The following is a 22,818-nucleotide window of genomic DNA, read 5'->3' on the forward strand; positions in this document are numbered from 1 at the left end:
AAATCCAATCATTCTTATGAAGAAATACCTTCTTTCAATTTTCACTTTATTATTACCATTTTTAACAATCGCACAAGAAGCAACCGAAAAAGGGCTCGATGAAAAAGTAAATGATGCCTTCATGCCTTTTGCAAATTGGTGGGAAGGTTTTATTTTGACTACGGTACCCATTGGGGAATATCAAATTCCTTTTGTGGTGCTTCTTTTGGTTCTAGGAGCCTCATTTTTTACTATCTACTTCAAATTTCCTAGCATTACTAAATTCTGGACAGCTATAAGTACTGTGAGGGGTAAGTATGTTGATATTGAAAAACATGGCGTTGATAAACTTTATACCAATGATGAAGCATTGGCGGTTGAAGATATCCCGAATACCATAAGAGATGAAAGTGCTCATGGAGAAGTGTCGCATTTTCAGGCATTGGCAACAGCTGTTTCTGGAACCGTTGGTCTTGGAAATATCGCAGGAGTTGCGGTGGCAATAGGAATGGGTGGACCAGGAGCTACTTTTTGGATGGTCGTTTGTGGGTTATTAGGAATGTCAACCAAATTTGTGGAATGTACCCTTGGAGTAAAATACAGAGATATAGGTAAAGATGGGACTGTGTATGGAGGGCCTATGTATTATTTGTCCAAAGGGATGAAGGAAATCGGCTTTGGTAAATTTGGTAAAGTATTAGGAGTTCTATTTGCTGTTCTTTGTGTAGGAGCGTCGTTTGGTGGCGGTAATGCATTTCAATCGAATCAAGCGGCTGTACAAATAAGCACCTTGTTAAGTTTAGAAGGCGGATCCAATGGTGTTGTTATAGGAATTCTATTGGCTTTTTTGGTTGGTATTGTTATTATAGGAGGTATAAAACGTATAGCTAAAATCACAGAGAAAATCGTGCCTTTTATGGCAGGACTTTATATTTTGGCGGCATTGGTGATCATATTTGCTAATATCAGTGATATTGGGTTGGCATTTTCATTAATTATTAATGGGGCATTTTCACCTATGGCGGGTCTTGGAGGACTTATGGGGGTACTGATTGTAGGATTTCAAAGAGCGGCTTTTTCTAATGAAGCGGGAGCAGGTTCTGCAGCTATAGCCCACTCTGCGGTACGTACAAAATATCCAGCATCCGAAGGGGTTGTGGCACTTTTAGAACCATTTATTGATACCGTTGTCATCTGTACCATGACAGCTTTGGTTATCATTTTCTTTAATATTAATGGGACAGAACCACAAGCCATATTTGATTATACGGCGCAACATGGAAGTAGCGTGATTTTAAAATCAACAGGATTGCCAATTAGTGGTGTCGATTTGACGTCTATGGCATTTGATTCGGTCATTCCCCATTTCTCGTATGTATTAACCATAGCTATTGTATTGTTTGCTTTTTCAACTATGATTTCTTGGTCATATTATGGTTTGCAATCATGGAAATATTTATTCGGAAAAGGTAAAAGAGCAGACATGGTTTATAAAATATTATTCTTATTTTTTGTGATAGTTGGTGCTGCGGCAACTTTAGATGCCGTTATTAAATTCTCTGATGCCATGATTTTGGCATTGGTATTCCCTAATATGGTAGGTTTGTTGTTCTTATTCCCTAAAGTAAAACAAGAAATGAAACGCTATTTGGGCGCTATTTCAATTAAAAAAGAAGCTATTCAAGAAGGTGCAGAGGATATTACCAAGCACATGTAAAGTATTAATTAAGAGTAGTAGTATATGAAATCCCATTTCACGTTTTCTAAAAGTCAGCGAAATGGGATTTTTATTTTAATCCTACTCATCATTATTCTGCAATGCCTTTATATTTATATGGATTTTTCTTCTGAAAAAATTTATGTCAACGAAATCGAACTTTCAAAATTTCAAAAGGAGATAGACTCACTTCGTTTGGCGGAAATAGAAGAGAGAAAACCAAAAACATATCCTTTTAACCCCAATTATATAACGGATTACAAAGGAGCAGCTTTAGGAATGACCAATGAGGAAATTGATAGATTGCTTGCCTTTAGAAAACAAAATCATTGGATTAATTCCGTAAAACAATTCCAGGAAGTCACCAAAGTGTCGGACTCACTTTTAAAGGCAATTTCGCCATATTTTAAATTTCCAGAATGGGTAACGAATCCAATTCCTAGACCAGAATATAAACAAACGTATTCTGATAAGCCAAAAACATTTCAACAAAAACAGGACTTAAACAAAGCAACAGCACAAGAGTTGCAAAAAATAAACGGTATTGGCGAAGTACTTTCCGAGAGGATAATAAAGTTTAGGAATAAATTTCCAGGCGGATTTATTGATAACGTACAGCTACAGGATGTGTATGGGTTAACACCAGAAGCCATTGAACGCATCAATGAAGCATTTATCGTAAAAACCCCAAGACCTATGAAGAAAATAGTGCTGAATAAAGCAACCGTAGACGAGTTGGTTACTATTCAACATATCGATTATAATTTGGCATTTAATATTGTTGAACAACGCCAGTTGCGTGAAGGTTATAAATCCTTCGAAGAATTAAAAAAAGTAAAAGACTTTCCTATAAATAAAATCAATATAATTAAATTATATTTGTCGCTTGATTGAAAAAGAAAGCATAAAAAAGAAGCATAAATGAACAGTATGTACTTCACGGAAGAGCATCATCTTTTTAGAAAAAGCCTTCAAGATTTTTTACAAAAAGAAGTCGTTCCACATATTGAAACTTGGGAACAAACAGGGGTTATTGATAAATTTATTTGGAAAAAGTTTGGCGATATGGGCTTTTTTGGGATTAATTATCCCGAAGCTTATGGCGGTTTAAATCTTGATTTATTTTATACTGTTATCCTTTTAGAAGAGCTACAAAAAATAAATTCAGGTGGTTTTGCAGCAGCTGTTTGGGCACATGCATATTTAGCCATGACGCATCTTAATGCCGAAGGAAGTGAAGCCATTAAACACAAGTATTTAGCGCCAAGTATTACTGGTGATAAAATAGGGTGTTTATGTATTACAGAACCTTTTGGTGGTAGCGATGTGGCAGGAATGCGAACTACGGCTGTTAAAAGCGGTGACCATTATATATTGAATGGTTCCAAAACATTTATTACCAACGGTGTGTATAGCGATTATTTGGTAGTAGCAGCAAAAACCAACCCAGAGTTGGGAAATAAAGGCATTAGTATTTTTGTTATTGACAGAGAATCGGCTGGCGTATCGGCAACCAAATTAAATAAGTTGGGTTGGCGTGCATCCGATACGGGAGAAATAGCTTTTGATAATGTTAAAGTACCAGTTGCTAATTTAATGGGTGAAGAAAATAAAGGCTTCTCTTATATTGTAGAGCACTTTTCTTTAGAACGTTTAATAATGGGAATTAATGCCCATGCCCGCGCAGAATTTGCTTTGGAGTATGCATTGCAATACATGTCCGATCGTATGGCTTTTGGTAAATCCATCGATAAATTTCAGGCTTTAAGACACACTATTGCCGATTTATACACCGACATGGAAATCTGTAAAGAGTTCAACTATTTGGTAACATATAAGCTGAACAAAGGCGAATATGTTGTAAAACACGCCACCATGTCTAAACTTAAGTCAACAAAAATGGCCGATGAGGTTATTTACCAATGTTTACAGTTTTTAGGTGGTTACGGTTATATGGAAGATTACCCAATGGCAAGACTGTTTAGAGACAGTAGGTTAGGACCTATCGGAGGAGGGACATCGGAGATTTTAAGAGAGATCTTGGCTAAAATTATTATCGATAAAAAAGAATATAAGCCAACAAAGTAAAATAATTCAGAATTCAGAATTCAGAATTCAGAATTATTTTTATATTTGCACCCTGAAATTCTAAAAGAGAGGAGGTTAAGACACTATGTTAATAATACCAATTAAAGAAGGAGAAAATATAGATAGAGCGCTAAAGCGTTTTAAAAGAAAGTTTGATAAAACTGGAACTAAACGTCAGTTACAAGCACGTAAACAATTTACAAAGCCATCTGTAGAACGTAGAGCGCAAATACAAAAAGCACAATACATTCAAGGTTTAAGAGATGCAGAAGATATATAATTTCTGTTCTCATATATAAATTAAGATCCCGCTATAGGCGGGATTTTTTTTTGCTTATAATTTGTGAATATAAAGTTGCGTTCTAAAGTTTAAACTTTTAACTTTAGAAAGTCTAAAAGTCTACAAAAAGATGCCTTTCAAATCGTTTACAGATTATCTATTGTTGGAAAAAAACTATTCAGCGCTCACAGTAAAGGCGTATCAAAACGATTTAGACACTTTTTTGGAATTCATTAAACTAGAATACCAAACCGATTCTATTAATCAAGTTAATTATGCTCAAATTCGCACATGGATTGTTTCATTAGTAGAAAGTGGTTTATCTAACCGAAGCATCAACCGAAAAGTTTCAGCATTAAATACCTATTATAAATTTCTACTAAAAACAAGTACCATTCAGGTAAATCCATTAATAAAGCATAAAGCCTTAAAAACAAGTAAAAAAATTCAAATTCCATTTTCGGAAGCTGAAGTGTCAACCGTTTTAGATGATTTTAATTTTGAAAATGACTTTGAAGGGATTCGTAATAAGTTAATCATCGAATTATTTTATTCAACAGGCATAAGAAGAATTGAGTTGGTAGAACTGAAACTGTTAAGTTTTAATTTAGATAACAAAACGTTAAAAGTATTAGGAAAAAGAAATAAGGAGCGCATTATTCCGTTATTAGAATCAGTGATAGTGACCTTAAATTTATATTTGAAAGAACGAAGCAGGTTGTCGAGTATTATAGATAGTGATTATTTATTTTTAACCCAAAAAGGAGTTAAAATATATGAAACACTTGTTTACAGAATAATAAATGATTATTTTAGTAATGCATCTAGCAAAGTAAAAAAGAGTCCGCATATTCTAAGACATTCTTTTGCAACTCATTTGCTTAACCAAGGTGCCGATTTAAATGCTGTTAAAGAACTTCTTGGACATTCAAGTTTGGCAGCAACTCAGGTTTATACCCATAATAGTATAGCAGAGTTAAAAAAGGTGCATGTAAATTCGCATCCAAGAAGTAAAAAGTAATATGTAAAATTATTGTCTAACCAAAATTTCATTAGTATGAAAGTAAACATGCAATCAGTTAATTTTAATGCAGATAAAAAATTAATAAATTTTATTCAAAAGCGAATGGATAAATTAGATATTTTTTATGATAAAGTCATTCAATCGGATGTTTTTTTAAAAGTTGAAAACACAAGCGACAAAGAAAATAAAATATTTGAAGCAAGGGTTAGTGTACCAGGTGATAGTTTTGTTGTAAAAAAACAATGTAAAAGCTTTGAAGAAGGCGCAGATATGGCAGCATCATCACTGGAAAGACAATTAAAAAAGAGAAAAGAAAAATTAAGACCACATTTATGATAAAATTTCTTAAAAAATGTTTTGAATAAAAAAATAAATCTATACATTTGCAGTCCGTTAGAAATAGCGGGCTTTTTTTATGCATAAAAAGTATAAAAACGCCGATGTAGCTCAGCTGGCTAGAGCAGCTGATTTGTAATCAGCAGGTCGTGGGTTCGAGTCCCTCCATCGGCTCAAAAAAATAAAAAAAAGCGAAGTTAAAAAGTTCGTTTTTTAAGTTCTTTAAAAAGAGTGAAATAAGTTAATTGGGGAGATACTCAAGCGGCCAACGAGGGCAGACTGTAAATCTGCTGACTAAGTCTTCGCAGGTTCGAATCCTGCTCTCCCCACAAACAATTTTTAATAAGGAGTTGTCAAAAGCTCGCTTTTGCAAAACTGCGTTTAAAAACTGTTTGGATTGGGTCACCAATCCAGGAACACCGAACAAATGTGAGGTAATCCTATAAAAACATGAACTTTGAAATATTGAAGCCATACAAGTGAAAGCTTGTTAAATTGCGGGAGTAGCTCAGTTGGTAGAGCGTCAGCCTTCCAAGCTGAATGTCGCCGGTTCGAACCCGGTCTCCCGCTCTAAAATTCCTGCGAAGGCAGGAATCTCATTTCAAAATTGTTTTTGGAGAGAGGATGTAAAAACTTATGAGTTTTAGTTTAAGCCTAAAACCTTAAACTTGAAACCAGCAATTAAAACCGCCGGTGTAGCTCAGGGGTAGAGCGTTTCCTTGGTAAGGAAGAGGTCACGAGTTCAATTCTCGTCATTGGCTCTATTATTGAAAAGATTAGAACACACTAATATTATTATATAACTAAGATTAAATTATTTAAAAAACATGGCAAAGGCAACTTTCGATCGTTCAAAACCACACTTAAATATTGGTACAATTGGACACGTAGATCACGGTAAAACAACTTTAACTGCTGCTATTACTAAAGTATTAGCTGATGCAGGTTTATCAGAAGCAAAATCATTTGATCAAATTGATAACGCTCCAGAAGAAAAAGAAAGAGGTATTACAATTAATACTTCTCACGTAGAATATTCAACAGCTAACCGTCACTACGCTCACGTTGACTGTCCAGGTCACGCGGATTACGTTAAGAACATGGTTACTGGTGCTGCTCAAATGGATGGTGCTATTTTAGTGGTAGCTGCTACAGATGGTCCAATGCCACAAACTCGTGAACACATCTTATTAGGTCGTCAAGTAGGTATTCCTCGTATCGTTGTATTCATGAATAAAGTGGATATGGTTGATGATGAAGAGTTATTAGAACTAGTTGATATGGAAATTAGAGATTTATTATCTTTCTATGAGTATGATGGAGATAATGGACCTGTAATTGCTGGTTCTGCTTTAGGTGCACTTAATGGTGAGCAAAAATGGGTAGATACAGTTTTACAATTAATGGAAGCTTGTGATACTTGGATTGAAGAACCATTAAGAGAAATTGATAAGCCTTTCTTAATGCCTATCGAAGATGTATTCTCTATTACTGGTCGTGGTACTGTAGCAACTGGTCGTATTGAAACCGGTATCGCTAAAACTGGAGATCCAGTTGAGATTATTGGTATGGGTGCTGAAAAATTAACATCTACTATTACTGGTATCGAAATGTTCCGTCAAATCCTTGATAGAGGTGAAGCTGGAGATAATGCTGGTATCTTATTAAGAGGTATTGAGAAAACTCAAATCTCTAGAGGTATGGTTATTGTTAAGCCAGGTTCTGTAACACCACACGCTAAATTTAAAGCTGAGGTTTATATCCTTAAGAAAGAAGAAGGTGGTCGTCATACACCATTCCACAACAACTACCGTCCACAGTTTTACGTACGTACAACTGACGTAACAGGAAACATTGCGCTTCCTGATGGTGTTGAAATGGTTATGCCAGGAGACAACTTAACTATCACTGTTGAACTTATCCAAAAGATTGCAATGAACGTTGGTTTACGTTTCGCAATCCGTGAAGGTGGTCGTACAGTAGGTGCTGGTCAAGTAACTGAAATTTTAGACTAAACAGTTTAATATATCATAAGCTAAGGTATTCCGTATTTTCGGAATACCTTGACTTATATTTACGGGTTTAGCTCAGTTGGTAGAGCACTGGTCTCCAAAACCAGGTGTCGGGAGTTCGAGTCTCTCAACCCGTGCGAAGCAAAGGATTGCGAGCGAGAAGTTTATACTGAGCGTAGACGAAGTAAGTCTCTCAACCCGTGCATAGAGAAGAGAAGACATTGCTGAAAAGTATACTTCTTATAATAAAGAATTAGAAATAAAGATTTCACTTAAAATCAATTTTAAATTGATAGACAGAAATTTTTAATCTGTTGAAAAAAATATATAAATGGCTGGAATTGTAAATTACGTAAAAGAATCATTTGGCGAACTTAAAAATAATGTGAGCTGGCCAACTTGGGCAGAAGCACAAAGTTTAACTGTTTTAGTTGCTGTATTTTCAATCGTGTTCTCCTTAGCAATATGGGGAATCGATACGGTATTCAGCAAAATGATAGCATTTTATTTTCAATTGATTGGTTAAAGAAGAAATATGTCTGAGGTAAGCGAAAAAAAGTGGTATGTTGTTAGGGCTGTAAGTGGTCAAGAAAATAAGATTAAGACTTATATTGAGAATGAAATTGCTCGATTAGGTCTTCAAGATTATGTTGATCAAGTATTGGTTCCAACAGAACGTGTGATTCAAATACGTAATGGAAAAAAAATTCATAAAGAAAAAGTTTTTTTTCCTGGGTATATAATGATCCAAGCCAATTTATCAGGTGAAATTCCTCATATTATCAGATCGGTTACAAACGTAATTGGTTTTTTAGGTGAAACAAAAGGTGGTGATCCTGTGCCATTAAGACAATCTGAAGTAAACAGAATGTTAGGTAAAGTTGACGAGTTATCAGTTGAGGAAAATTCAACTGTGGCAATACCTTTTACAAAAGGTGAAACGGTTAAAGTTATTGATGGACCATTTAATGGATTTGATGGCACTATTGAAAAAATAAATGAAGAAAAGCGTAAACTAGAAGTTATGGTGAAGATTTTTGGAAGAAAAACACCATTAGAACTAAGTTATATGCAGGTTGAAAAAGTATAATAATTGTTACACTATATAAAAGATACGGTTTTTTGCTTCCAAATTAAAAAGCGTATCAACTTAAATTATTAAAAATGGCAAAAGAAATTGGTAAAGTAGTTAAGTTACAAGTTCGGGGAGGTGCTGCGAATCCGTCGCCACCGGTTGGACCCGCTTTAGGTGCTGCTGGAGTTAACATTATGGAGTTCTGTAAGCAGTTTAATGCTAGAACACAAGATAAGCCAGGTAAAGTATTACCTGTGGTTATTACAGTTTACAAAGACAAATCATTTGACTTTGTAATTAAAACTCCTCCGGCTGCAGTACAATTATTAGAAGCGACCAAGTTAAAAAGTGGTTCAGGAGAACCAAACCGAAAAAAAGTAGCTAAAGTTTCATGGGACCAAATCAAAACTATAGCAGAAGACAAAATGGTAGATTTAAATGCATTTACTATTGAATCTGCTATGACAATGATAGCTGGTACCGCAAGGTCAATGGGTATAACCGTGACTGGAAACGCACCAAAGTAATCTATTAAAGACATTAAAAAATGGCAAGATTAACAAAAAAGCAAAAAGAAGCTTTAGCAAAAATAGAAAAAGGGAGAGTTTACTCTCTTGATGAAGCATCTGCATTAGTAAAAGAAATTACTAATACAAAATTTGATGCATCAGTAGACATTGCTGTACGTTTAGGAGTTGATCCTCGTAAAGCAAACCAGATGGTAAGAGGTGTTGTTTCACTTCCCCACGGAACTGGTAAAGACATGAAAGTATTAGCATTAGTAACTCCAGACAAAGAAGCAGAAGCTAAAGAAGCTGGGGCAGATTACGTAGGTTTAGACGAGTATCTTGATAAAATCAAGAATGGTTGGACCGATGTTGACGTTATTATTACTATGCCAAGTGTAATGGGTAAGTTAGGTCCTTTAGGACGTATATTAGGTCCTCGTGGTTTAATGCCTAACCCTAAAACTGGTACGGTAACTATGGATGTTGCTAAAGCTGTAACAGAAGTTAAAGCTGGTAAAATTGACTTTAAAGTTGATAAAACCGGTATCGTACATGCCGCAATAGGAAAAGCATCTTTTAGTGCTGACAAAATTGCTGGTAATGCAACAGAATTAATTCAAACATTAATAAAACTTAAGCCAACAACTGCTAAAGGTACTTACGTGAAAAGTATTTTCCTTTCTAGTACCATGAGTCCTAGTGTTGCTGTTGATCCTAAAGTTGGTTAATTAGTTAAATACTTTTATTATGACAAGAGAAGAAAAATCACAAGTAATTGAGGAATTAACTGCAGAATTAGCCAATAATGCTAACATATATTTAGCAGATATTTCAGGATTGAATGCAGGAACAACCTCAGATTTACGTCGTGCTTGTTTTAGAGCAAACGTAAAGTTAGCAGTAGTTAAAAACACATTACTTGAAAAAGCAATGGAAGCATCCGAAAGAGATTTTGGAAACCTTCCTTCAGTTTTAAAAGGAAATACATCTGTGATGTATTCTGAAACAGGTAATGTACCAGCTAAGTTAATAAAAACCTTCCGCAAAAAATCAGAGAAACCTTTATTAAAAGGAGCGTTTATTGAGGAATGCGTTTATATTGGCGATAACCAATTAGACATGTTAGTAGATATCAAGTCTAAAGAAGAGTTATTAGGAGAGATTGTTGGATTATTACAATCGCCTGCTAAGAATGTTATTTCAGCACTTAAATCAAGTGGTGGTAAACTAGCTGGAATTATTAAAACACTATCTGAAAAAGAAGGATAGTATTAAATAGTACGCACTATATTACAATTATATTACAATTAAAAATTTATTAAAAACGATAGAAAATGGCAGATTTAAAAGATTTCGCAGAAAAATTAGTTAACCTAACAGTAAAAGAAGTAAATGAGTTAGCTACAATATTAAAAGATGAGTATGGTATTGAGCCTGCTGCTGCTGCTGTAGCAGTTGCTGCTGGTCCTGCTGCAGGTGGTGATGATGCTGCTGAAGCTCAAACTGAGTTTACAGTTGTATTAAAAGCTGCTGGTGCATCTAAATTAGGTGTTGTTAAATTAGTTAAAGAATTAACTGGTTTAGGATTAAAAGAAGCTAAAGAATTAGTTGACGGAGCTCCAAGTAATGTAAAAGAAGGCGTTTCTAAAGACGAAGCTGAAGCTTTAAAAGCATCTTTAGAAGAAGCTGGAGCAGAGGTTGAGCTTAAATAAGCTTAGCTACCAAAACACATAAAGGTTTAGGTCTGGAGTTTAACCTTCAAGACCTAAACCATTTTGCGTATATAATAATTAGATACGCCATAACTATTATTTTTTAATCAAAATTCCGTCCATTGATGTTATCAACACAAGCTGAAAGATTAAATTTCTCGTCTATTGTAAATAGAACAGAGTATCCAGATTTCTTGGATATTCAGATTAAATCCTTCCAGGATTTTTTCCAATTAGAAACAAAGTCTGAAGAGAGAGGCGATGAAGGTCTATACAATACCTTCATGGAGAACTTTCCCATTACTGATTCTCGTAATCAATTTGTTTTAGAATTTTTAGATTACTTTGTAGATCCTCCACGTTATGCTATTGATGAGTGTATAGAAAGAGGGCTTACTTATAGCGTTCCGCTTAAGGCAAGGTTAAAGTTGTATTGTACAGACCCTGAACATGAGGATTTCGAAACCATTGTTCAAGATGTGTACTTAGGAACGATACCTTACATGACGCCAAGTGGTACTTTTGTTATCAATGGTGCAGAACGCGTAGTAGTATCTCAATTACACCGTTCGCCAGGGGTGTTTTTCGGGCAGTCATTCCATGCAAATGGCACAAAATTATATTCGGCAAGAGTTATTCCTTTTAAAGGATCTTGGATTGAATTCGCTACAGATATCAATCAGGTAATGTATGCGTACATTGACAGAAAGAAAAAGTTACCTGTTACAACGCTATTCCGTGCAATCGGGTTTGAACGTGATAAAGATATCTTAGAGATTTTCGATTTAGCTGAAGAAATTAAAGTTTCTAAAACTGGATTAAAAAAATATCAAGGACGTAAATTAGCTGCACGTGTACTTAACACATGGCATGAGGATTTTGTTGATGAAGATACAGGTGAAGTAGTATCCATCGAGCGTAATGAAATTATTCTTGATCGTGATACTGTATTAGACAAAGATAATATTGAAGAAATTATTGAAGCAGATGTTAAAGCGATTCTTTTACATAAAGAAAGCGCAGAACAAGGTGATTATGCTATTATTCACAACACGCTTCAAAAAGATCCAACAAACTCTGAAAAAGAGGCTGTTGAACATATATACAGACAATTACGTAATGCGGAGCCGCCTGATGAGGAAACTGCACGTGGCATAATTGATAAATTATTCTTTAGTGATCAACGTTACTCTTTAGGTGAAGTTGGGCGTTACAGAATGAATAAAAAGTTAGGTCTTAATATTGAAATGGATAAGCAAGTGCTTACCAAAGAAGATATTATTACCATCATTAAATATTTAATCGAGCTTATCAACTCTAAAGCTGAGATTGATGATATTGACCATTTATCTAACCGTCGTGTACGTACCGTAGGTGAGCAATTATCACAACAATTTGGTGTTGGTTTAGCACGTATGGCACGTACGATTCGTGAACGTATGAACGTTCGTGATAATGAGGTGTTTACACCAATTGATTTGATTAATGCCAAGACATTATCGTCTGTTATTAATTCTTTCTTTGGAACAAACCAGTTATCTCAGTTTATGGATCAAACTAATCCATTAGCAGAGATCACGCATAAGCGTCGTTTATCTGCACTAGGGCCAGGTGGTTTATCTCGTGAAAGAGCAGGTTTCGAGGTACGTGACGTTCACTATACACATTACGGACGTTTATGTCCAATTGAAACTCCTGAGGGACCAAATATTGGTTTAATTTCATCACTTTCAGTATTTGCTAAAGTGAATGGTATGGGATTCATTGAAACACCATACCGTCCAGTAACCGATGGTGTTGTTGACATCAAACAAGCGCCTGTTTATTTAAGTGCTGAAGAAGAAGAAGGTAAATTAATAGCTCAAGCAACTGTTAAAGTTGATGGAGAAGGTAAGATATTACATGATAAGGTAATTGCACGTATGGAAGGTGACTTCCCTGTTATAGACCCTACAGGTCTACATTATACAGACGTGGCGCCTAATCAAATCTCATCTATTTCGGCGTCTTTAATTCCGTTCTTGGAACATGATGATGCGAACCGTGCATTGATGGGATCTAACATGATGCGTCAAGCCGTTCCATTATTATTGCCTCAAGCACCAATTGTTGGTACTGGTTTAGAGCGTCAAGTAGCATCAGATTCCCGTGTATTGATAAATGCAGAAGGAAATGGTGAAGTGCTTTACGTAGATGCAAACGAAATTAAAATTAAGTACGATCGTACCGAAGATGAAGCTAAAGTAAGTTTTGATAGTGATATTAAAACATATCAGTTAATCAAATTTAGAAAAACCAATCAAGGGACTTCTATCAACTTAAAACCAATCGTGGTAAAAGGAGATAAAGTAACTAAAGGTCAAGTATTATGTGAAGGCTATGCTACTCAAAAAGGAGAATTAGCATTAGGAAGAAACATGAAAGTGGCCTTCATGCCTTGGAAAGGTTATAACTTTGAGGATGCGATTGTAATTTCTGAAAAAGTTGTACGTGAAGACATCTTCACATCTATTCATATTGATGAGTATTCATTAGAAGTTAGAGATACGAAATTAGGTAACGAAGAGTTGACTAATGATATTCCTAACGTTTCTGAGGAAGCTACCAAAGATTTGGATGAAAACGGAATGATTCGCATTGGTGCAGAAGTGAAACCTGGCGATATCTTAATTGGAAAAATTACTCCAAAAGGAGAAAGCGATCCAACTCCAGAAGAAAAATTATTACGTGCTATCTTTGGTGATAAAGCAGGCGATGTAAAAGATGCCTCTTTAAAAGCTTCACCATCGTTAAATGGTGTTGTTATTGAGAAAAAATTATTCTCTAGAGCAGTAAAAGATAAACGTAAGAGAGCTCAAGATAAAGATGATATTGTAGCATTAGAAGCTATTTACGATAGAAAATTTGAAGATTTAAAAGAAATTTTAATCGAAAAATTATTCAATATTGTAAATGGAAAAACCGCTCAAGGTATTTATAATGATTTAGGTGAAGAAGTATTGCCAAAAGGTAAAAAATTCACTCAAAAAATGTTAAATGCTGTGGATGATTATGCACATTTAGTGTCTGGAAAATGGACAACAGATGATCATACAAACCAATTGGTTGCCGATTTAATCCATAACTACAAAATTAAAGAGAACGATTTACAAGGATCTTTAAGACGTGAGAAGTTTACTATTTCTGTAGGAGATGAGTTACCAGCAGGTATTATTAAATTAGCTAAAGTTTATATTGCTAAAAAACGTAAACTTAAAGTTGGTGATAAAATGGCGGGTCGTCATGGTAATAAAGGTATTGTTGCTCGTATTGTAAGAGCAGAAGATATGCCTTTCTTAGAAGACGGAACACCAGTTGATATTGTATTAAACCCACTTGGGGTACCTTCTCGTATGAATATTGGTCAGATTTATGAAACCGTTCTTGGATGGGCTGGTCAAAAATTAGGACGTACGTATGCGACACCTATTTTTGATGGCGCTACTATAGATCAAATCAATGAATTGACTGATGAAGCTGGAATTCCAAGATATGGACATACTTACTTATATGATGGTGGTACGGGCCAACGTTTTGACCAACCAGCAACAGTAGGTGTTATCTATATGTTGAAATTAGGACATATGGTTGACGATAAAATGCACGCGCGTTCTATTGGACCTTACTCATTAATAACACAACAACCTCTTGGTGGTAAAGCACAATTTGGTGGTCAGCGTTTCGGAGAGATGGAGGTTTGGGCTCTTGAAGCTTATGGTGCTTCAAGTACTTTACGTGAAATCTTAACTGTAAAATCTGATGATGTTATTGGTAGAGCTAAAACTTACGAAGCAATCGTGAAAGGTGAGCCAATGCCAGATCCAGGACTACCGGAATCTTTCAACGTACTTATGCACGAATTGAAAGGTCTTGGATTAGACATAAGATTAGAGGAATAAAAAAATAGTATGCAGTCGCAGTATTTAGTTTCTATTAGAGATTGAATACTGAGACTGAGACTGAATACTAAAAGAAAATGGCAAGAAAACAAGATAAGAATACAGTAAGGAGATTTAACAAAATCTCAATTGGTTTGGCATCACCAGAGTCTATTTTAGCTGAGTCTAGAGGTGAAGTTTTAAAACCGGAAACTATCAATTATCGAACTCACAAACCAGAAAGAGATGGTTTGTTCTGTGAGCGTATTTTTGGTCCTGTAAAGGATTATGAATGTGCTTGTGGTAAATATAAAAGAATTCGCTACAAAGGTATCGTTTGCGACCGCTGTGGTGTTGAAGTAACAGAAAAGAAAGTACGTCGTGATAGAGTAGGACACATCAATTTAGTTGTGCCTATTGCTCATATCTGGTATTTCCGTTCGTTACCAAATAAAATAGGATATTTATTAGGGTTGCCATCTAAGAAATTAGATATGATTATTTACTACGAACGTTATGTAGTAATTCAACCCGGAAATGCTAAAAATGAAGAAGGTGAACCATTACAAAAAATGGACTTCTTGACTGAAGAAGAATACTTAAATATTCTTGAATCACTTCCTCAAGACAATCAATATTTAGACGACAATGATCCAAACAAGTTCCTTGCTAAAATGGGAGCTGAATGTTTAATTGAGTTATTATCTAGAATTGATTTAGAGGCTTTATCATATGAATTGCGTCATAAAGCAAACACTGAAACGTCTAAGCAACGTAAAACAGAAGCTTTAAAACGCTTACAAGTTGTTGAGTCTTTAAGAGAATCGAACAATAACAGGGAAAATCGTCCAGAATGGATGATTATGAAAGTTATTCCAATCATTCCACCAGAATTACGTCCTTTAGTGCCGTTGGATGGTGGTCGTTTTGCAACGTCAGATTTGAATGATTTATACCGTCGTGTTATTATTCGTAACAACCGTCTAAAAAGATTGGTGGAAATTAAAGCTCCTGAAGTTATTTTACGTAACGAAAAACGTATGCTTCAAGAGTCTGTAGATTCGTTATTTGATAATACTCGTAAATCTTCAGCTGTAAAAACGGATTCTAATAGACCATTAAAATCATTATCAGATTCATTAAAAGGTAAACAAGGACGTTTTCGTCAAAACCTTTTAGGAAAACGTGTTGATTATTCGGCGCGTTCGGTAATTGTTGTTGGACCGGAATTAAAATTACACGAATGTGGATTGCCAAAAAACATGGCAGCAGAGCTTTATAAACCTTTTGTAATTAGAAAATTAATTGAAAGAGGTATTGTAAAAACTGTAAAATCTGCAAAGAAAATTATAGACAAAAGAGAGCCTGTGGTTTGGGATATCTTGGAGAACGTTCTTAAAGGACATCCAGTATTACTAAACCGTGCTCCTACATTACACAGATTGGGTATTCAAGCATTCCAACCCAAATTAATAGAGGGGAAAGCAATTCAATTACACCCATTAGTATGTACTGCGTTTAATGCGGATTTCGATGGTGACCAAATGGCGGTTCATTTACCATTAGGACCAGAAGCTATTTTAGAATGTCAATTATTAATGTTGGCTTCACATAATATCTTAAATCCTGCAAATGGTTCACCGGTAACGGTACCTTCTCAAGACATGGTACTTGGTCTTTATTATATGACCAAGTTACGTAAATCGACTCCTGAAGCTCAAGTTAAAGGTGAAGGTTTAACATTTTATGCACCAGAAGAAGTTGAAATCGCTTTTAACGAAAAGAAAGTAGATTTAAATGCGGGTATAAAAGTTAGAACGTTAGATATTAATGCCGATGGTAAATTAGCACCAACAATTATTGAAACGACTGTTGGTCGTGTACTATTTAATCAAAAAGTACCACAGGCAGCTGGATTTATCAACGAAGTTCTTACTAAAAAATCATTAAGAGATATTATTGGTAATATCTTAAAATACACATCGGTTCCTGAAACTGCAGATTTCCTTGACTCTATTAGAGATTTAGGATTTAAGTTTGCATTCCAAGGCGGTTTATCATTTAGTTTAGGTGATATCATCATTCCACCAGAAAAACAAGGCATGATTGATAAAGCTAATAAGTTTGTTGATGGTATTATGGGGAACTATAATATGGGACTTATTACGAACAACGAGCGTTATAACCAAGTGATTGATATTTGGACTTCTACCAATGCGGAATTGACTGAATTGTCTATGAAACGTATTCGTGAGGATCAACAAGGATTTAATTCAGTATTTATGATGCTTGATTCTGGAGCGCGTGGTTCGAAAGAACAAATTCGTCAGCTTACAGGTATGCGTGGATTAATGGCAAAACCTAAAAAATCGAATGCAGGTGGTGGTGAGATTATTGAGAATCCAATTCTTTCTAACTTTAAAGAAGGACTTTCAATCTTAGAATACTTTATCTCAACTCACGGTGCTCGTAAAGGTCTTGCGGATACGGCTCTTAAAACGGCTGATGCTGGTTACTTAACCCGTCGTTTAGTGGATGTTTCCCAAGATGTTATTATTAACACAGAAGATTGTGGAACATTAAGAGGTGTTGAAGTAGAGCCATTAAAGAAAAATGATGAAGTTGTAGAAACACTTGAAGAAAGAATTGTTGGACGTGTTGCATTAAATGATGTATACGACCCATTAACAGACGAGTTGTTAGTAGCTTCAGGGCAATTAATTGAAGATGATATTGCTAAAGCGATACAAAACTCTCCAATTGAAAGTTTAGAAGTTCGTTCTGCTTTAACTTGTGAAGCGTTACAAGGTATTTGTGCTAAATGTTACGGACGTAACTTAGCTACCGGAAAAATGGTACAACGTGGTGAAGCTGTTGGTGTTGTTGCTGCACAATCTATTGGAGAGCCAGGTACACAGTTAACACTTCGTACGTTCCACGTAGGTGGTATTGCAGGTAACATTTCAGAAGAAAATAAATTAGCAGTTAAATTTAACGGTATTGCCGAAATTGAAGACTTAAAAACTGTTAAAGGCAAAGATGGTGAGGGTAATGATATCGACATTGTTATTTCCCGTACATCTGAGATTAAGTTGATTGATAAGAAAACAGGTATTACTTTAAGCACGAATAATATTCCTTACGGTTCTACTTTATTGGTAAAAAATGGTCAGGAATTACATAGAGGCGATGTTGTTTGTACTTGGGATCCATATAATGGTGTTATTATTTCAGAATTTGCTGGAAAAATTAAGTACGAAAACATTGAGCAAGGTATTACTTACCAAGTTGAAATAGATGAGCAAACAGGTTTCCAAGAGAAAGTTATTTCTGAGTCTAGAAACAAGAAGTTAATTCCAACGCTTCATATTGAAGATGCTAACGGAGAAACTATTCGTTCGTACAACTTACCAGTTGGTTCTCACTTAATGATTAACGATGGAGAGAAAATTGGCGTTGGTAAAATTTTAGTGAAAATACCTCGTAAATCTGCTAAAGCAGGTGATATTACAGGTGGTTTACCTCGTGTAACCGAGTTATTTGAAGCACGTAATCCTTCTAATCCTGCTGTTGTTAGTGAGATTGATGGTGTGATTTCTTTTGGAAAAATTAAACGTGGTAACCGCGAGATTGTTGTAGAATCTAAATTAGGTGAAGTTAAAAAATACTTAGTTAAATTATCTAATCAAATTCTTGTTCAAGAAAACGATTATGTAAAAGCGGGTATGCCTTTGTCAGACGGTTCTATAACTCCAGACGATATCTTAAACATTAAAGGGCCATCTGCAGTTCAGCAATATTTGGTAAACGAAGTACAAGAAGTGTATCGTTTACAAGGTGTGAAAATTAATGATAAACACTTTGAGGTTGTTGTAAGACAAATGATGCGTAAAGTACAGATTATTGATTCTGGTGACACCCTTTTCTTAGAAGACCAATTAGTGCATAAAGATGACTTTATCCAAGAAAATGATGCTATTTTCGGATTAAAAGTTATTGAAGATGCTGGAGATTCATCAAATCTTAAACCAGGTCAAATTGTAACACCTCGCGTTTTAAGGGATGAGAATTCAATTTTAAGAAGAGAAGATAAAAATCTTGTGACTGCCAGAGATGCGAAACCAGCAACGGCAACACCTATATTGCAAGGTATTACAAGAGCATCGCTTCAAACGAAATCGTTTATATCGGCCGCTTCTTTCCAAGAAACTACTAAAGTACTTAACGAAGCAGCAGTAGCTGGTAAAGTAGATAGTTTAGAAGGCTTGAAAGAAAACGTTATTGTTGGCCATAGAATACCAGCAGGTACGGGCATGCGTAGATATACTGATATTATCGTTGGCTCTAAAGAAGAGTTTGACGAAATGATGCAAGTAAAACAAGAATTAAATTATAATTAATTTTCATTCCTGCGAAATCGAAGATTCACGAATACATTGATTTAAAATGTTATTCAATGAGTAAGGCAGGAATCTGTAAAAACAAAAGCCTTCAAGTTAATGTGAACATGAAGGCTTTTTAATTTAAATTATGAAATTATGTCAGACGAAAAGGATAAACCAAAACCAGGTCAAATTAATATAGAATTGGATGAGAATGTAGCCGAAGGGATATATTCTAACTTAGCTATTATTAATCATTCTGTTTCAGAGTTTGTTATAGATTTTGTTAGTATTATGCCTGGAGTTCCTAAAAGTAAAGTGAAATCTAGAATTATACTAACACCACAGCATGCTAAACGATTGCTTAAAGCTTTAGGTGATAATGTAGCTAGGTTTGAAAACGCCCATGGTGAAATTAAAGATTACGAGCAACCGCCAATACCATTAAATTTTGGTCCAACAGGTCAAGCATAAAAAGTAAAAATCCCATTGAAATTTTCAATGGGATTTTTTTATACTCTTATTTATGAAAATGAATTCGATGTAATGTAATCTGATATTTAAGTGTTTTAATAGTTAAATAAATGAAAAACAATATTATTACAAAGCCTTAGTTCGGGTTGATAAACATACTTTGTAACTTTTAATTGTTCGTTGGATGGGGTATCACAAACTTCATCGGCACATCAAACTCTTAACTTTGAACTCTGAACTTTGTACTTCTAATATTGTGCTTTTAATATCTAACTTCGTCAAAGTTCATATAGAACTCAGATTATGAGGCTTTTTTGTTTAAATTCTTTCGATATTTCAGTGCTCCTGACGGACATCGTTTTATTTGATTTATAATACGATTGGTCTCGGTACCATCCAAATTGATCCAAGGTATAACGCTTGTTCTAAAAACTTCCGATAAGCCTTTAGCACATTTTTCAGCATGAATACACTTGCAGGGTTCGTAGGTTACAGTAATATCGTTATTACTGAATTCGTTTGTATAAGTTTCCATAAGCGTTCATATTTGGGGTATGAATTTTACTTTTAATTATGAATATCACAATAATATTAAATAAAATAAATAATATGATAAAAATAATACATGAAAATTATCATATTATTTATTTATACCCAATAATAATCGTTGATTTGCTAAAATTCGGAGGTAAAATGGAACTTTATATTAGGATATGTTTGCTGAGTCATTTGTAGCGAAAAGGCAGAATCTGCTAAAAACACCAACTGATTTTGTTTGTCTTTTGCTAAATAACGCTGTTTTACTCTAATAAATTCTTTGTATTCATCACTTTTAGAATTATTAGGATCTACCCAACAGGCCTTATATACATTTAAGTTTTCGTAAGTACACTTGGCACCATATTCATGTTCTAAACGGTACTGTATAACTTCGTATTGAAGTGCGCCAACGGTTCCAATGACTTTTCGCCCATTAAGTTCCAATGTAAATAACTGGGCAACACCTTCGTCCATTAATTGGTCAATCCCTTTAAATAATTGTTTGGATTTTAAAGGGTCAGCATTATTAATATATCTAAAGTGTTCAGGAGAAAAACTAGGGATTCCCTTGTAATTTATGGCTTCACCTTCAGTTAAGGTGTCTCCAATTTTAAAATTTCCTGTATCGTGTAACCCCACAATATCACCTGGATAGGAGATGTCAACAATTTCTTTTTTTTCAGCAAAAAAAGCATTAGGGCTTGAGAATTTTAATTTTTTACCATGTCTTACATGTAAATATGGTTTGTTTCTTTCAAATGTACCCGATACAATTTTAACAAATGCCAAACGGTCTCTATGGTTAGGATCCATATTAGCATGTATCTTAAAAACAAAGCCTGTAAATTTGTCCTCTTCTGGTTTTACAAGGCGTTCTTCACTTTGCTTTGGTCTTGGTTTTGGCGCTATTTCAATAAAACAATCCAGTAACTCGCGAACACCAAAATTGTTTAAAGCAGATCCAAAAAATACAGGTTGCAAATGGCCGTCTAAATAGGTTTGCTTATCAAATTCCGGGTAGATACCTTCTACCAATTCTATTTCATCTCTTAACGTTTTTGCAGCTTTATCACCAATAAGTTTGTTTAGTTCAGGGGATTGTAAATCGGAAATCTCAATGGTTTCTTCAATGTTTTTTCTACTGTCTCCACTAAATAAGTTAATGTTTTTCTCCCACATATTATAAATACCCTTAAAATCATAGCCCATTCCAATAGGGAAGCTCAAAGGCACTACTTTTAAACCTAATTTTTGTTCGATTTCATCCAATAAATCAAAAGCATCTTTACCTTCTCTATCCATTTTATTAATGAAAACGATCATCGGTATGTTTCTCATGCGGCAAACTTCAACTAATTTTTCAGTCTGTTCCTCAACACCTTTGGCAACATCAACAACCACAATAACACTATCAACAGCTGTTAGGGTTCTAAAAGTGTCTTCAGCAAAATCTTTATGTCCAGGCGTATCAAGAATATTAATTTTAGTACCGTTATATTCAAAAGCAAGTACCGAAGTAGCAACCGAAATACCACGTTGACGCTCAATTTCCATAAAGTCACTGGTAGCTCCTTTTTTAATTTTATTGCTTTTTACAGCACCAGCTTCTTGTATAGCACCTCCAAAAAGTAATAATTTTTCGGTTAGTGTTGTTTTTCCAGCATCGGGATGTGAAATAATACCAAAGGTTCGGCGTCTGTTAATCTCCTTAATAAAACTCATAATAATTTTGCAAATTGGTCTGCAAAGATACTTTATAATTTATGATTTCAGAATCCTCATATTATATTTTATAGATAGAATTATTATATTAATGTTTTACTTGGTATTTTTGCTTTCTATGGAAGAGGAAAAAGTTATTCTTGTAAATGAAAACGACGAACAAATAGGCACCATGCCTAAAATGGAAGCACATGAAAAAGCATTGTTACATCGTGCATTTTCAGTATTTGTGTTTAATGATAATAATGAATTAATGCTGCAACAACGCGCAGCACATAAATACCATTCACCCTTGTTATGGACAAATACCTGTTGCAGCCACCAACGTGTTGGGGAAACCAATATTCAAGCAGGAAAGCGCCGCTTAATGGAAGAAATGGGCTTTGTTGTGGAACTGGAAGATACGATTTCGTTTATTTATAAAGCACCTTTCGATAATGGTTTAACTGAGCATGAATTCGACCATATCTTGATTGGGAAATATAATGGTACACCAATAATTAATCCAGATGAAGTGGCCAGTTGGAAGTGGATGTCGCTTGACGCTGTGAAGAATGATATTTTGGAACATCCAGAATTTTATACCGAGTGGTTTAAAATTATTTTTGATAAATTCTACGAACATATAAATATTTCAAAATGAAGGTAACCGTTAGTAGAAAGGCACATTTTAATGCTGCACACCGTTTATATAGAAAAGATTGGACTCACGAAAAGAACGATGAAGTGTTTGGTAAATGTAACAACCCAAATTTTCATGGGCATAATTATGAATTAATTGTAAGTGTCACGGGCGAGATAGATAACGAAACGGGGTATGTTATAGACATGAAAGTTTTAAAAGGCATCATTAAAGATGAAGTTGAAGATGCTTTCGATCATAAAAACTTAAATATTGAAGTACCCGAATTTAAAGATTTAAATCCTACTGCCGAAAACATTGCAGTTGTTATTTATAATAAGATGAAGCCGAAACTTGATTCAAAACTAAGCTTAGAAATAACACTTTTTGAAACACCACGTAATTTTGTAACTTATTCAGGAACCTAAA

General features: G+C 34.8%; 20 protein-coding genes and 5 tRNA genes. 23 read left to right on the forward strand and 2 right to left on the reverse strand.

Annotated features, from left to right (window positions below; translation table 11 throughout):
- Positions 1-16 precede the first annotated feature (16 nt).
- From ACGLWY_RS10975 to ACGLWY_RS11075, 21 genes are all read left to right on the forward strand, one after another.
- Positions 17-1,696 (forward strand): alanine/glycine:cation symporter family protein, encoded by a 1,680-nt coding sequence (locus ACGLWY_RS10975; protein WP_396619725.1) that lies wholly within the window; start codon positions 17-19, stop codon positions 1,694-1,696.
- Positions 1,697-1,720: 24 nt separating this feature from the next.
- Positions 1,721-2,590 carry a ComEA family DNA-binding protein gene (locus ACGLWY_RS10980; RefSeq protein ID WP_396619726.1) on the forward strand — a complete coding sequence of 290 codons (870 nt, stop codon included), beginning with the start codon at positions 1,721-1,723 and terminating at the stop codon, positions 2,588-2,590.
- Between the two features lie 27 nt (positions 2,591-2,617).
- Entirely contained in the window at positions 2,618-3,784 is a 1,167-nt protein-coding gene (locus ACGLWY_RS10985) for an acyl-CoA dehydrogenase family protein (RefSeq protein ID WP_396619727.1), read from the forward strand.
- 85 nt (positions 3,785-3,869) lie between these two features.
- Positions 3,870-4,064 carry a 30S ribosomal protein S21 gene (gene rpsU / locus ACGLWY_RS10990; protein ID WP_117176144.1) on the forward strand — a complete coding sequence of 65 codons (195 nt, stop codon included), beginning with the start codon at positions 3,870-3,872 and terminating at the stop codon, positions 4,062-4,064.
- Positions 4,065-4,194: 130 nt separating this feature from the next.
- A complete protein-coding gene (locus tag ACGLWY_RS10995) occupies positions 4,195-5,085 on the forward strand; it encodes a tyrosine-type recombinase/integrase (protein WP_396619728.1) in 891 nt (296 codons plus the stop codon).
- Positions 5,086-5,121: 36 nt separating this feature from the next.
- Positions 5,122-5,424, forward strand: a complete 303-nt coding sequence (gene hpf, locus ACGLWY_RS11000) for a ribosome hibernation-promoting factor, HPF/YfiA family (RefSeq protein WP_396619729.1) — start codon at positions 5,122-5,124, stop codon at positions 5,422-5,424.
- Positions 5,425-5,524: 100 nt separating this feature from the next.
- A tRNA-Thr gene (locus tag ACGLWY_RS11005) sits at positions 5,525-5,598 on the forward strand.
- Positions 5,599-5,671: 73 nt separating this feature from the next.
- Positions 5,672-5,753, forward strand: a tRNA-Tyr gene (locus ACGLWY_RS11010).
- A 168-nt stretch (positions 5,754-5,921) separates the two neighbouring features.
- A tRNA-Gly gene (locus ACGLWY_RS11015) sits at positions 5,922-5,994 on the forward strand.
- Between the two features lie 119 nt (positions 5,995-6,113).
- Positions 6,114-6,185, forward strand: a tRNA-Thr gene (locus ACGLWY_RS11020).
- A gap of 66 nt (positions 6,186-6,251) precedes the next feature.
- Positions 6,252-7,439, forward strand: a complete 1,188-nt coding sequence (gene tuf, locus ACGLWY_RS11025) for an elongation factor Tu (protein ID WP_209655995.1) — start codon at positions 6,252-6,254, stop codon at positions 7,437-7,439.
- 61 nt (positions 7,440-7,500) lie between these two features.
- Positions 7,501-7,573 (forward strand) — tRNA-Trp (locus ACGLWY_RS11030).
- A 194-nt stretch (positions 7,574-7,767) separates the two neighbouring features.
- Complete coding sequence (gene secE, locus ACGLWY_RS11035; RefSeq protein ID WP_117176152.1) at positions 7,768-7,962, forward strand: preprotein translocase subunit SecE; 195 nt, start codon at positions 7,768-7,770, stop codon at positions 7,960-7,962.
- 9 nt (positions 7,963-7,971) lie between these two features.
- Positions 7,972-8,526: a transcription termination/antitermination protein NusG gene (nusG, locus tag ACGLWY_RS11040; protein WP_396619730.1), complete on the forward strand. Its 555-nt coding sequence runs from the start codon at positions 7,972-7,974 to the stop codon at positions 8,524-8,526.
- Positions 8,527-8,600: 74 nt separating this feature from the next.
- Positions 8,601-9,038 carry a 50S ribosomal protein L11 gene (rplK, locus tag ACGLWY_RS11045; RefSeq protein WP_117176156.1) on the forward strand — a complete coding sequence of 146 codons (438 nt, stop codon included), beginning with the start codon at positions 8,601-8,603 and terminating at the stop codon, positions 9,036-9,038.
- A 20-nt stretch (positions 9,039-9,058) separates the two neighbouring features.
- The gene (rplA, locus tag ACGLWY_RS11050) at positions 9,059-9,748 is read left to right on the forward strand and encodes a 50S ribosomal protein L1 (protein WP_117176158.1); all 690 of its coding nucleotides are present in this window, start codon (positions 9,059-9,061) and stop codon (positions 9,746-9,748) included.
- A 19-nt stretch (positions 9,749-9,767) separates the two neighbouring features.
- Complete coding sequence (rplJ, locus tag ACGLWY_RS11055) at positions 9,768-10,289, forward strand: 50S ribosomal protein L10 (RefSeq protein ID WP_396619731.1); 522 nt, start codon at positions 9,768-9,770, stop codon at positions 10,287-10,289.
- A 65-nt stretch (positions 10,290-10,354) separates the two neighbouring features.
- On the forward strand, positions 10,355-10,732 hold the full coding sequence (gene rplL / locus ACGLWY_RS11060) for a 50S ribosomal protein L7/L12 (RefSeq protein ID WP_117176162.1): 378 nt from the start codon (positions 10,355-10,357) through the stop codon (positions 10,730-10,732).
- 125 nt (positions 10,733-10,857) lie between these two features.
- A complete protein-coding gene (gene rpoB / locus ACGLWY_RS11065; protein ID WP_396619957.1) occupies positions 10,858-14,670 on the forward strand; it encodes a DNA-directed RNA polymerase subunit beta in 3,813 nt (1,270 codons plus the stop codon).
- Between the two features lie 77 nt (positions 14,671-14,747).
- Positions 14,748-19,049, forward strand: a complete 4,302-nt coding sequence (gene rpoC / locus ACGLWY_RS11070) for a DNA-directed RNA polymerase subunit beta' (RefSeq protein WP_396619732.1) — start codon at positions 14,748-14,750, stop codon at positions 19,047-19,049.
- Positions 19,050-19,187: 138 nt separating this feature from the next.
- The gene (locus tag ACGLWY_RS11075; protein ID WP_396619733.1) at positions 19,188-19,505 is read left to right on the forward strand and encodes a DUF3467 domain-containing protein; all 318 of its coding nucleotides are present in this window, start codon (positions 19,188-19,190) and stop codon (positions 19,503-19,505) included.
- Positions 19,506-19,806: 301 nt separating this feature from the next.
- On the opposite strand, the gene ACGLWY_RS11080 is transcribed toward ACGLWY_RS11075, so the two are convergent.
- Positions 19,807-20,040, reverse strand: coding sequence for a (4Fe-4S)-binding protein (locus ACGLWY_RS11080; protein ID WP_396619734.1), 234 nt, complete (start codon positions 20,038-20,040; stop codon positions 19,807-19,809).
- 140 nt (positions 20,041-20,180) lie between these two features.
- The gene (locus tag ACGLWY_RS11085) at positions 20,181-21,767 is read right to left on the reverse strand and encodes a peptide chain release factor 3 (RefSeq protein WP_396619735.1); all 1,587 of its coding nucleotides are present in this window, start codon (positions 21,765-21,767) and stop codon (positions 20,181-20,183) included.
- 118 nt (positions 21,768-21,885) lie between these two features.
- On the opposite strand from ACGLWY_RS11085, the gene idi reads away from it, so the two are divergent.
- Positions 21,886-22,410, forward strand: a complete 525-nt coding sequence (gene idi / locus ACGLWY_RS11090; protein ID WP_396619736.1) for an isopentenyl-diphosphate Delta-isomerase — start codon at positions 21,886-21,888, stop codon at positions 22,408-22,410.
- Positions 22,407-22,817 carry a 6-pyruvoyl trahydropterin synthase family protein gene (locus ACGLWY_RS11095; RefSeq protein WP_396619737.1) on the forward strand — a complete coding sequence of 137 codons (411 nt, stop codon included), beginning with the start codon at positions 22,407-22,409 and terminating at the stop codon, positions 22,815-22,817. Before idi ends, ACGLWY_RS11095 begins: the two co-directional genes overlap by 4 nt.
- Position 22,818 lies beyond the last annotated feature (1 nt).

The sequence above is a fragment of the Mariniflexile sp. HMF6888 genome (assembly GCF_044335535.1).
GTDB lineage: Bacteria > Bacteroidota > Bacteroidia > Flavobacteriales > Flavobacteriaceae > Mariniflexile.

Excerpts from the sequence above, each read along its gene's own strand:
- ACGLWY_RS10975 (WP_396619725.1), top strand. The coding sequence starts at position 17 with ATGAAGAAATACCTTCTTTCAATTTTCACTTTATTATTACCATTTTTA.
- ACGLWY_RS10980 (WP_396619726.1), top strand. The coding sequence starts at position 1,721 with ATGAAATCCCATTTCACGTTTTCTAAAAGTCAGCGAAATGGGATTTTT.
- ACGLWY_RS10985 (WP_396619727.1), top strand. The coding sequence starts at position 2,618 with ATGAACAGTATGTACTTCACGGAAGAGCATCATCTTTTTAGAAAAAGC.
- rpsU (WP_117176144.1), top strand. The coding sequence starts at position 3,870 with ATGTTAATAATACCAATTAAAGAAGGAGAAAATATAGATAGAGCGCTA.
- ACGLWY_RS10995 (WP_396619728.1), top strand. The coding sequence starts at position 4,195 with ATGCCTTTCAAATCGTTTACAGATTATCTATTGTTGGAAAAAAACTAT.
- hpf (WP_396619729.1), top strand. The coding sequence starts at position 5,122 with ATGAAAGTAAACATGCAATCAGTTAATTTTAATGCAGATAAAAAATTA.
- tuf (WP_209655995.1), top strand. The coding sequence starts at position 6,252 with ATGGCAAAGGCAACTTTCGATCGTTCAAAACCACACTTAAATATTGGT.
- secE (WP_117176152.1), top strand. The coding sequence starts at position 7,768 with ATGGCTGGAATTGTAAATTACGTAAAAGAATCATTTGGCGAACTTAAA.
- nusG (WP_396619730.1), top strand. The coding sequence starts at position 7,972 with ATGTCTGAGGTAAGCGAAAAAAAGTGGTATGTTGTTAGGGCTGTAAGT.
- rplK (WP_117176156.1), top strand. The coding sequence starts at position 8,601 with ATGGCAAAAGAAATTGGTAAAGTAGTTAAGTTACAAGTTCGGGGAGGT.
- rplA (WP_117176158.1), top strand. The coding sequence starts at position 9,059 with ATGGCAAGATTAACAAAAAAGCAAAAAGAAGCTTTAGCAAAAATAGAA.
- rplJ (WP_396619731.1), top strand. The coding sequence starts at position 9,768 with ATGACAAGAGAAGAAAAATCACAAGTAATTGAGGAATTAACTGCAGAA.
- rplL (WP_117176162.1), top strand. The coding sequence starts at position 10,355 with ATGGCAGATTTAAAAGATTTCGCAGAAAAATTAGTTAACCTAACAGTA.
- rpoB (WP_396619957.1), top strand. The coding sequence starts at position 10,858 with ATGTTATCAACACAAGCTGAAAGATTAAATTTCTCGTCTATTGTAAAT.
- rpoC (WP_396619732.1), top strand. The coding sequence starts at position 14,748 with ATGGCAAGAAAACAAGATAAGAATACAGTAAGGAGATTTAACAAAATC.
- ACGLWY_RS11075 (WP_396619733.1), top strand. The coding sequence starts at position 19,188 with ATGTCAGACGAAAAGGATAAACCAAAACCAGGTCAAATTAATATAGAA.
- ACGLWY_RS11080 (WP_396619734.1), bottom strand. The coding sequence starts at position 20,040 with ATGGAAACTTATACAAACGAATTCAGTAATAACGATATTACTGTAACC.
- ACGLWY_RS11085 (WP_396619735.1), bottom strand. The coding sequence starts at position 21,767 with ATGAGTTTTATTAAGGAGATTAACAGACGCCGAACCTTTGGTATTATT.
- idi (WP_396619736.1), top strand. The coding sequence starts at position 21,886 with ATGGAAGAGGAAAAAGTTATTCTTGTAAATGAAAACGACGAACAAATA.
- ACGLWY_RS11095 (WP_396619737.1), top strand. The coding sequence starts at position 22,407 with ATGAAGGTAACCGTTAGTAGAAAGGCACATTTTAATGCTGCACACCGT.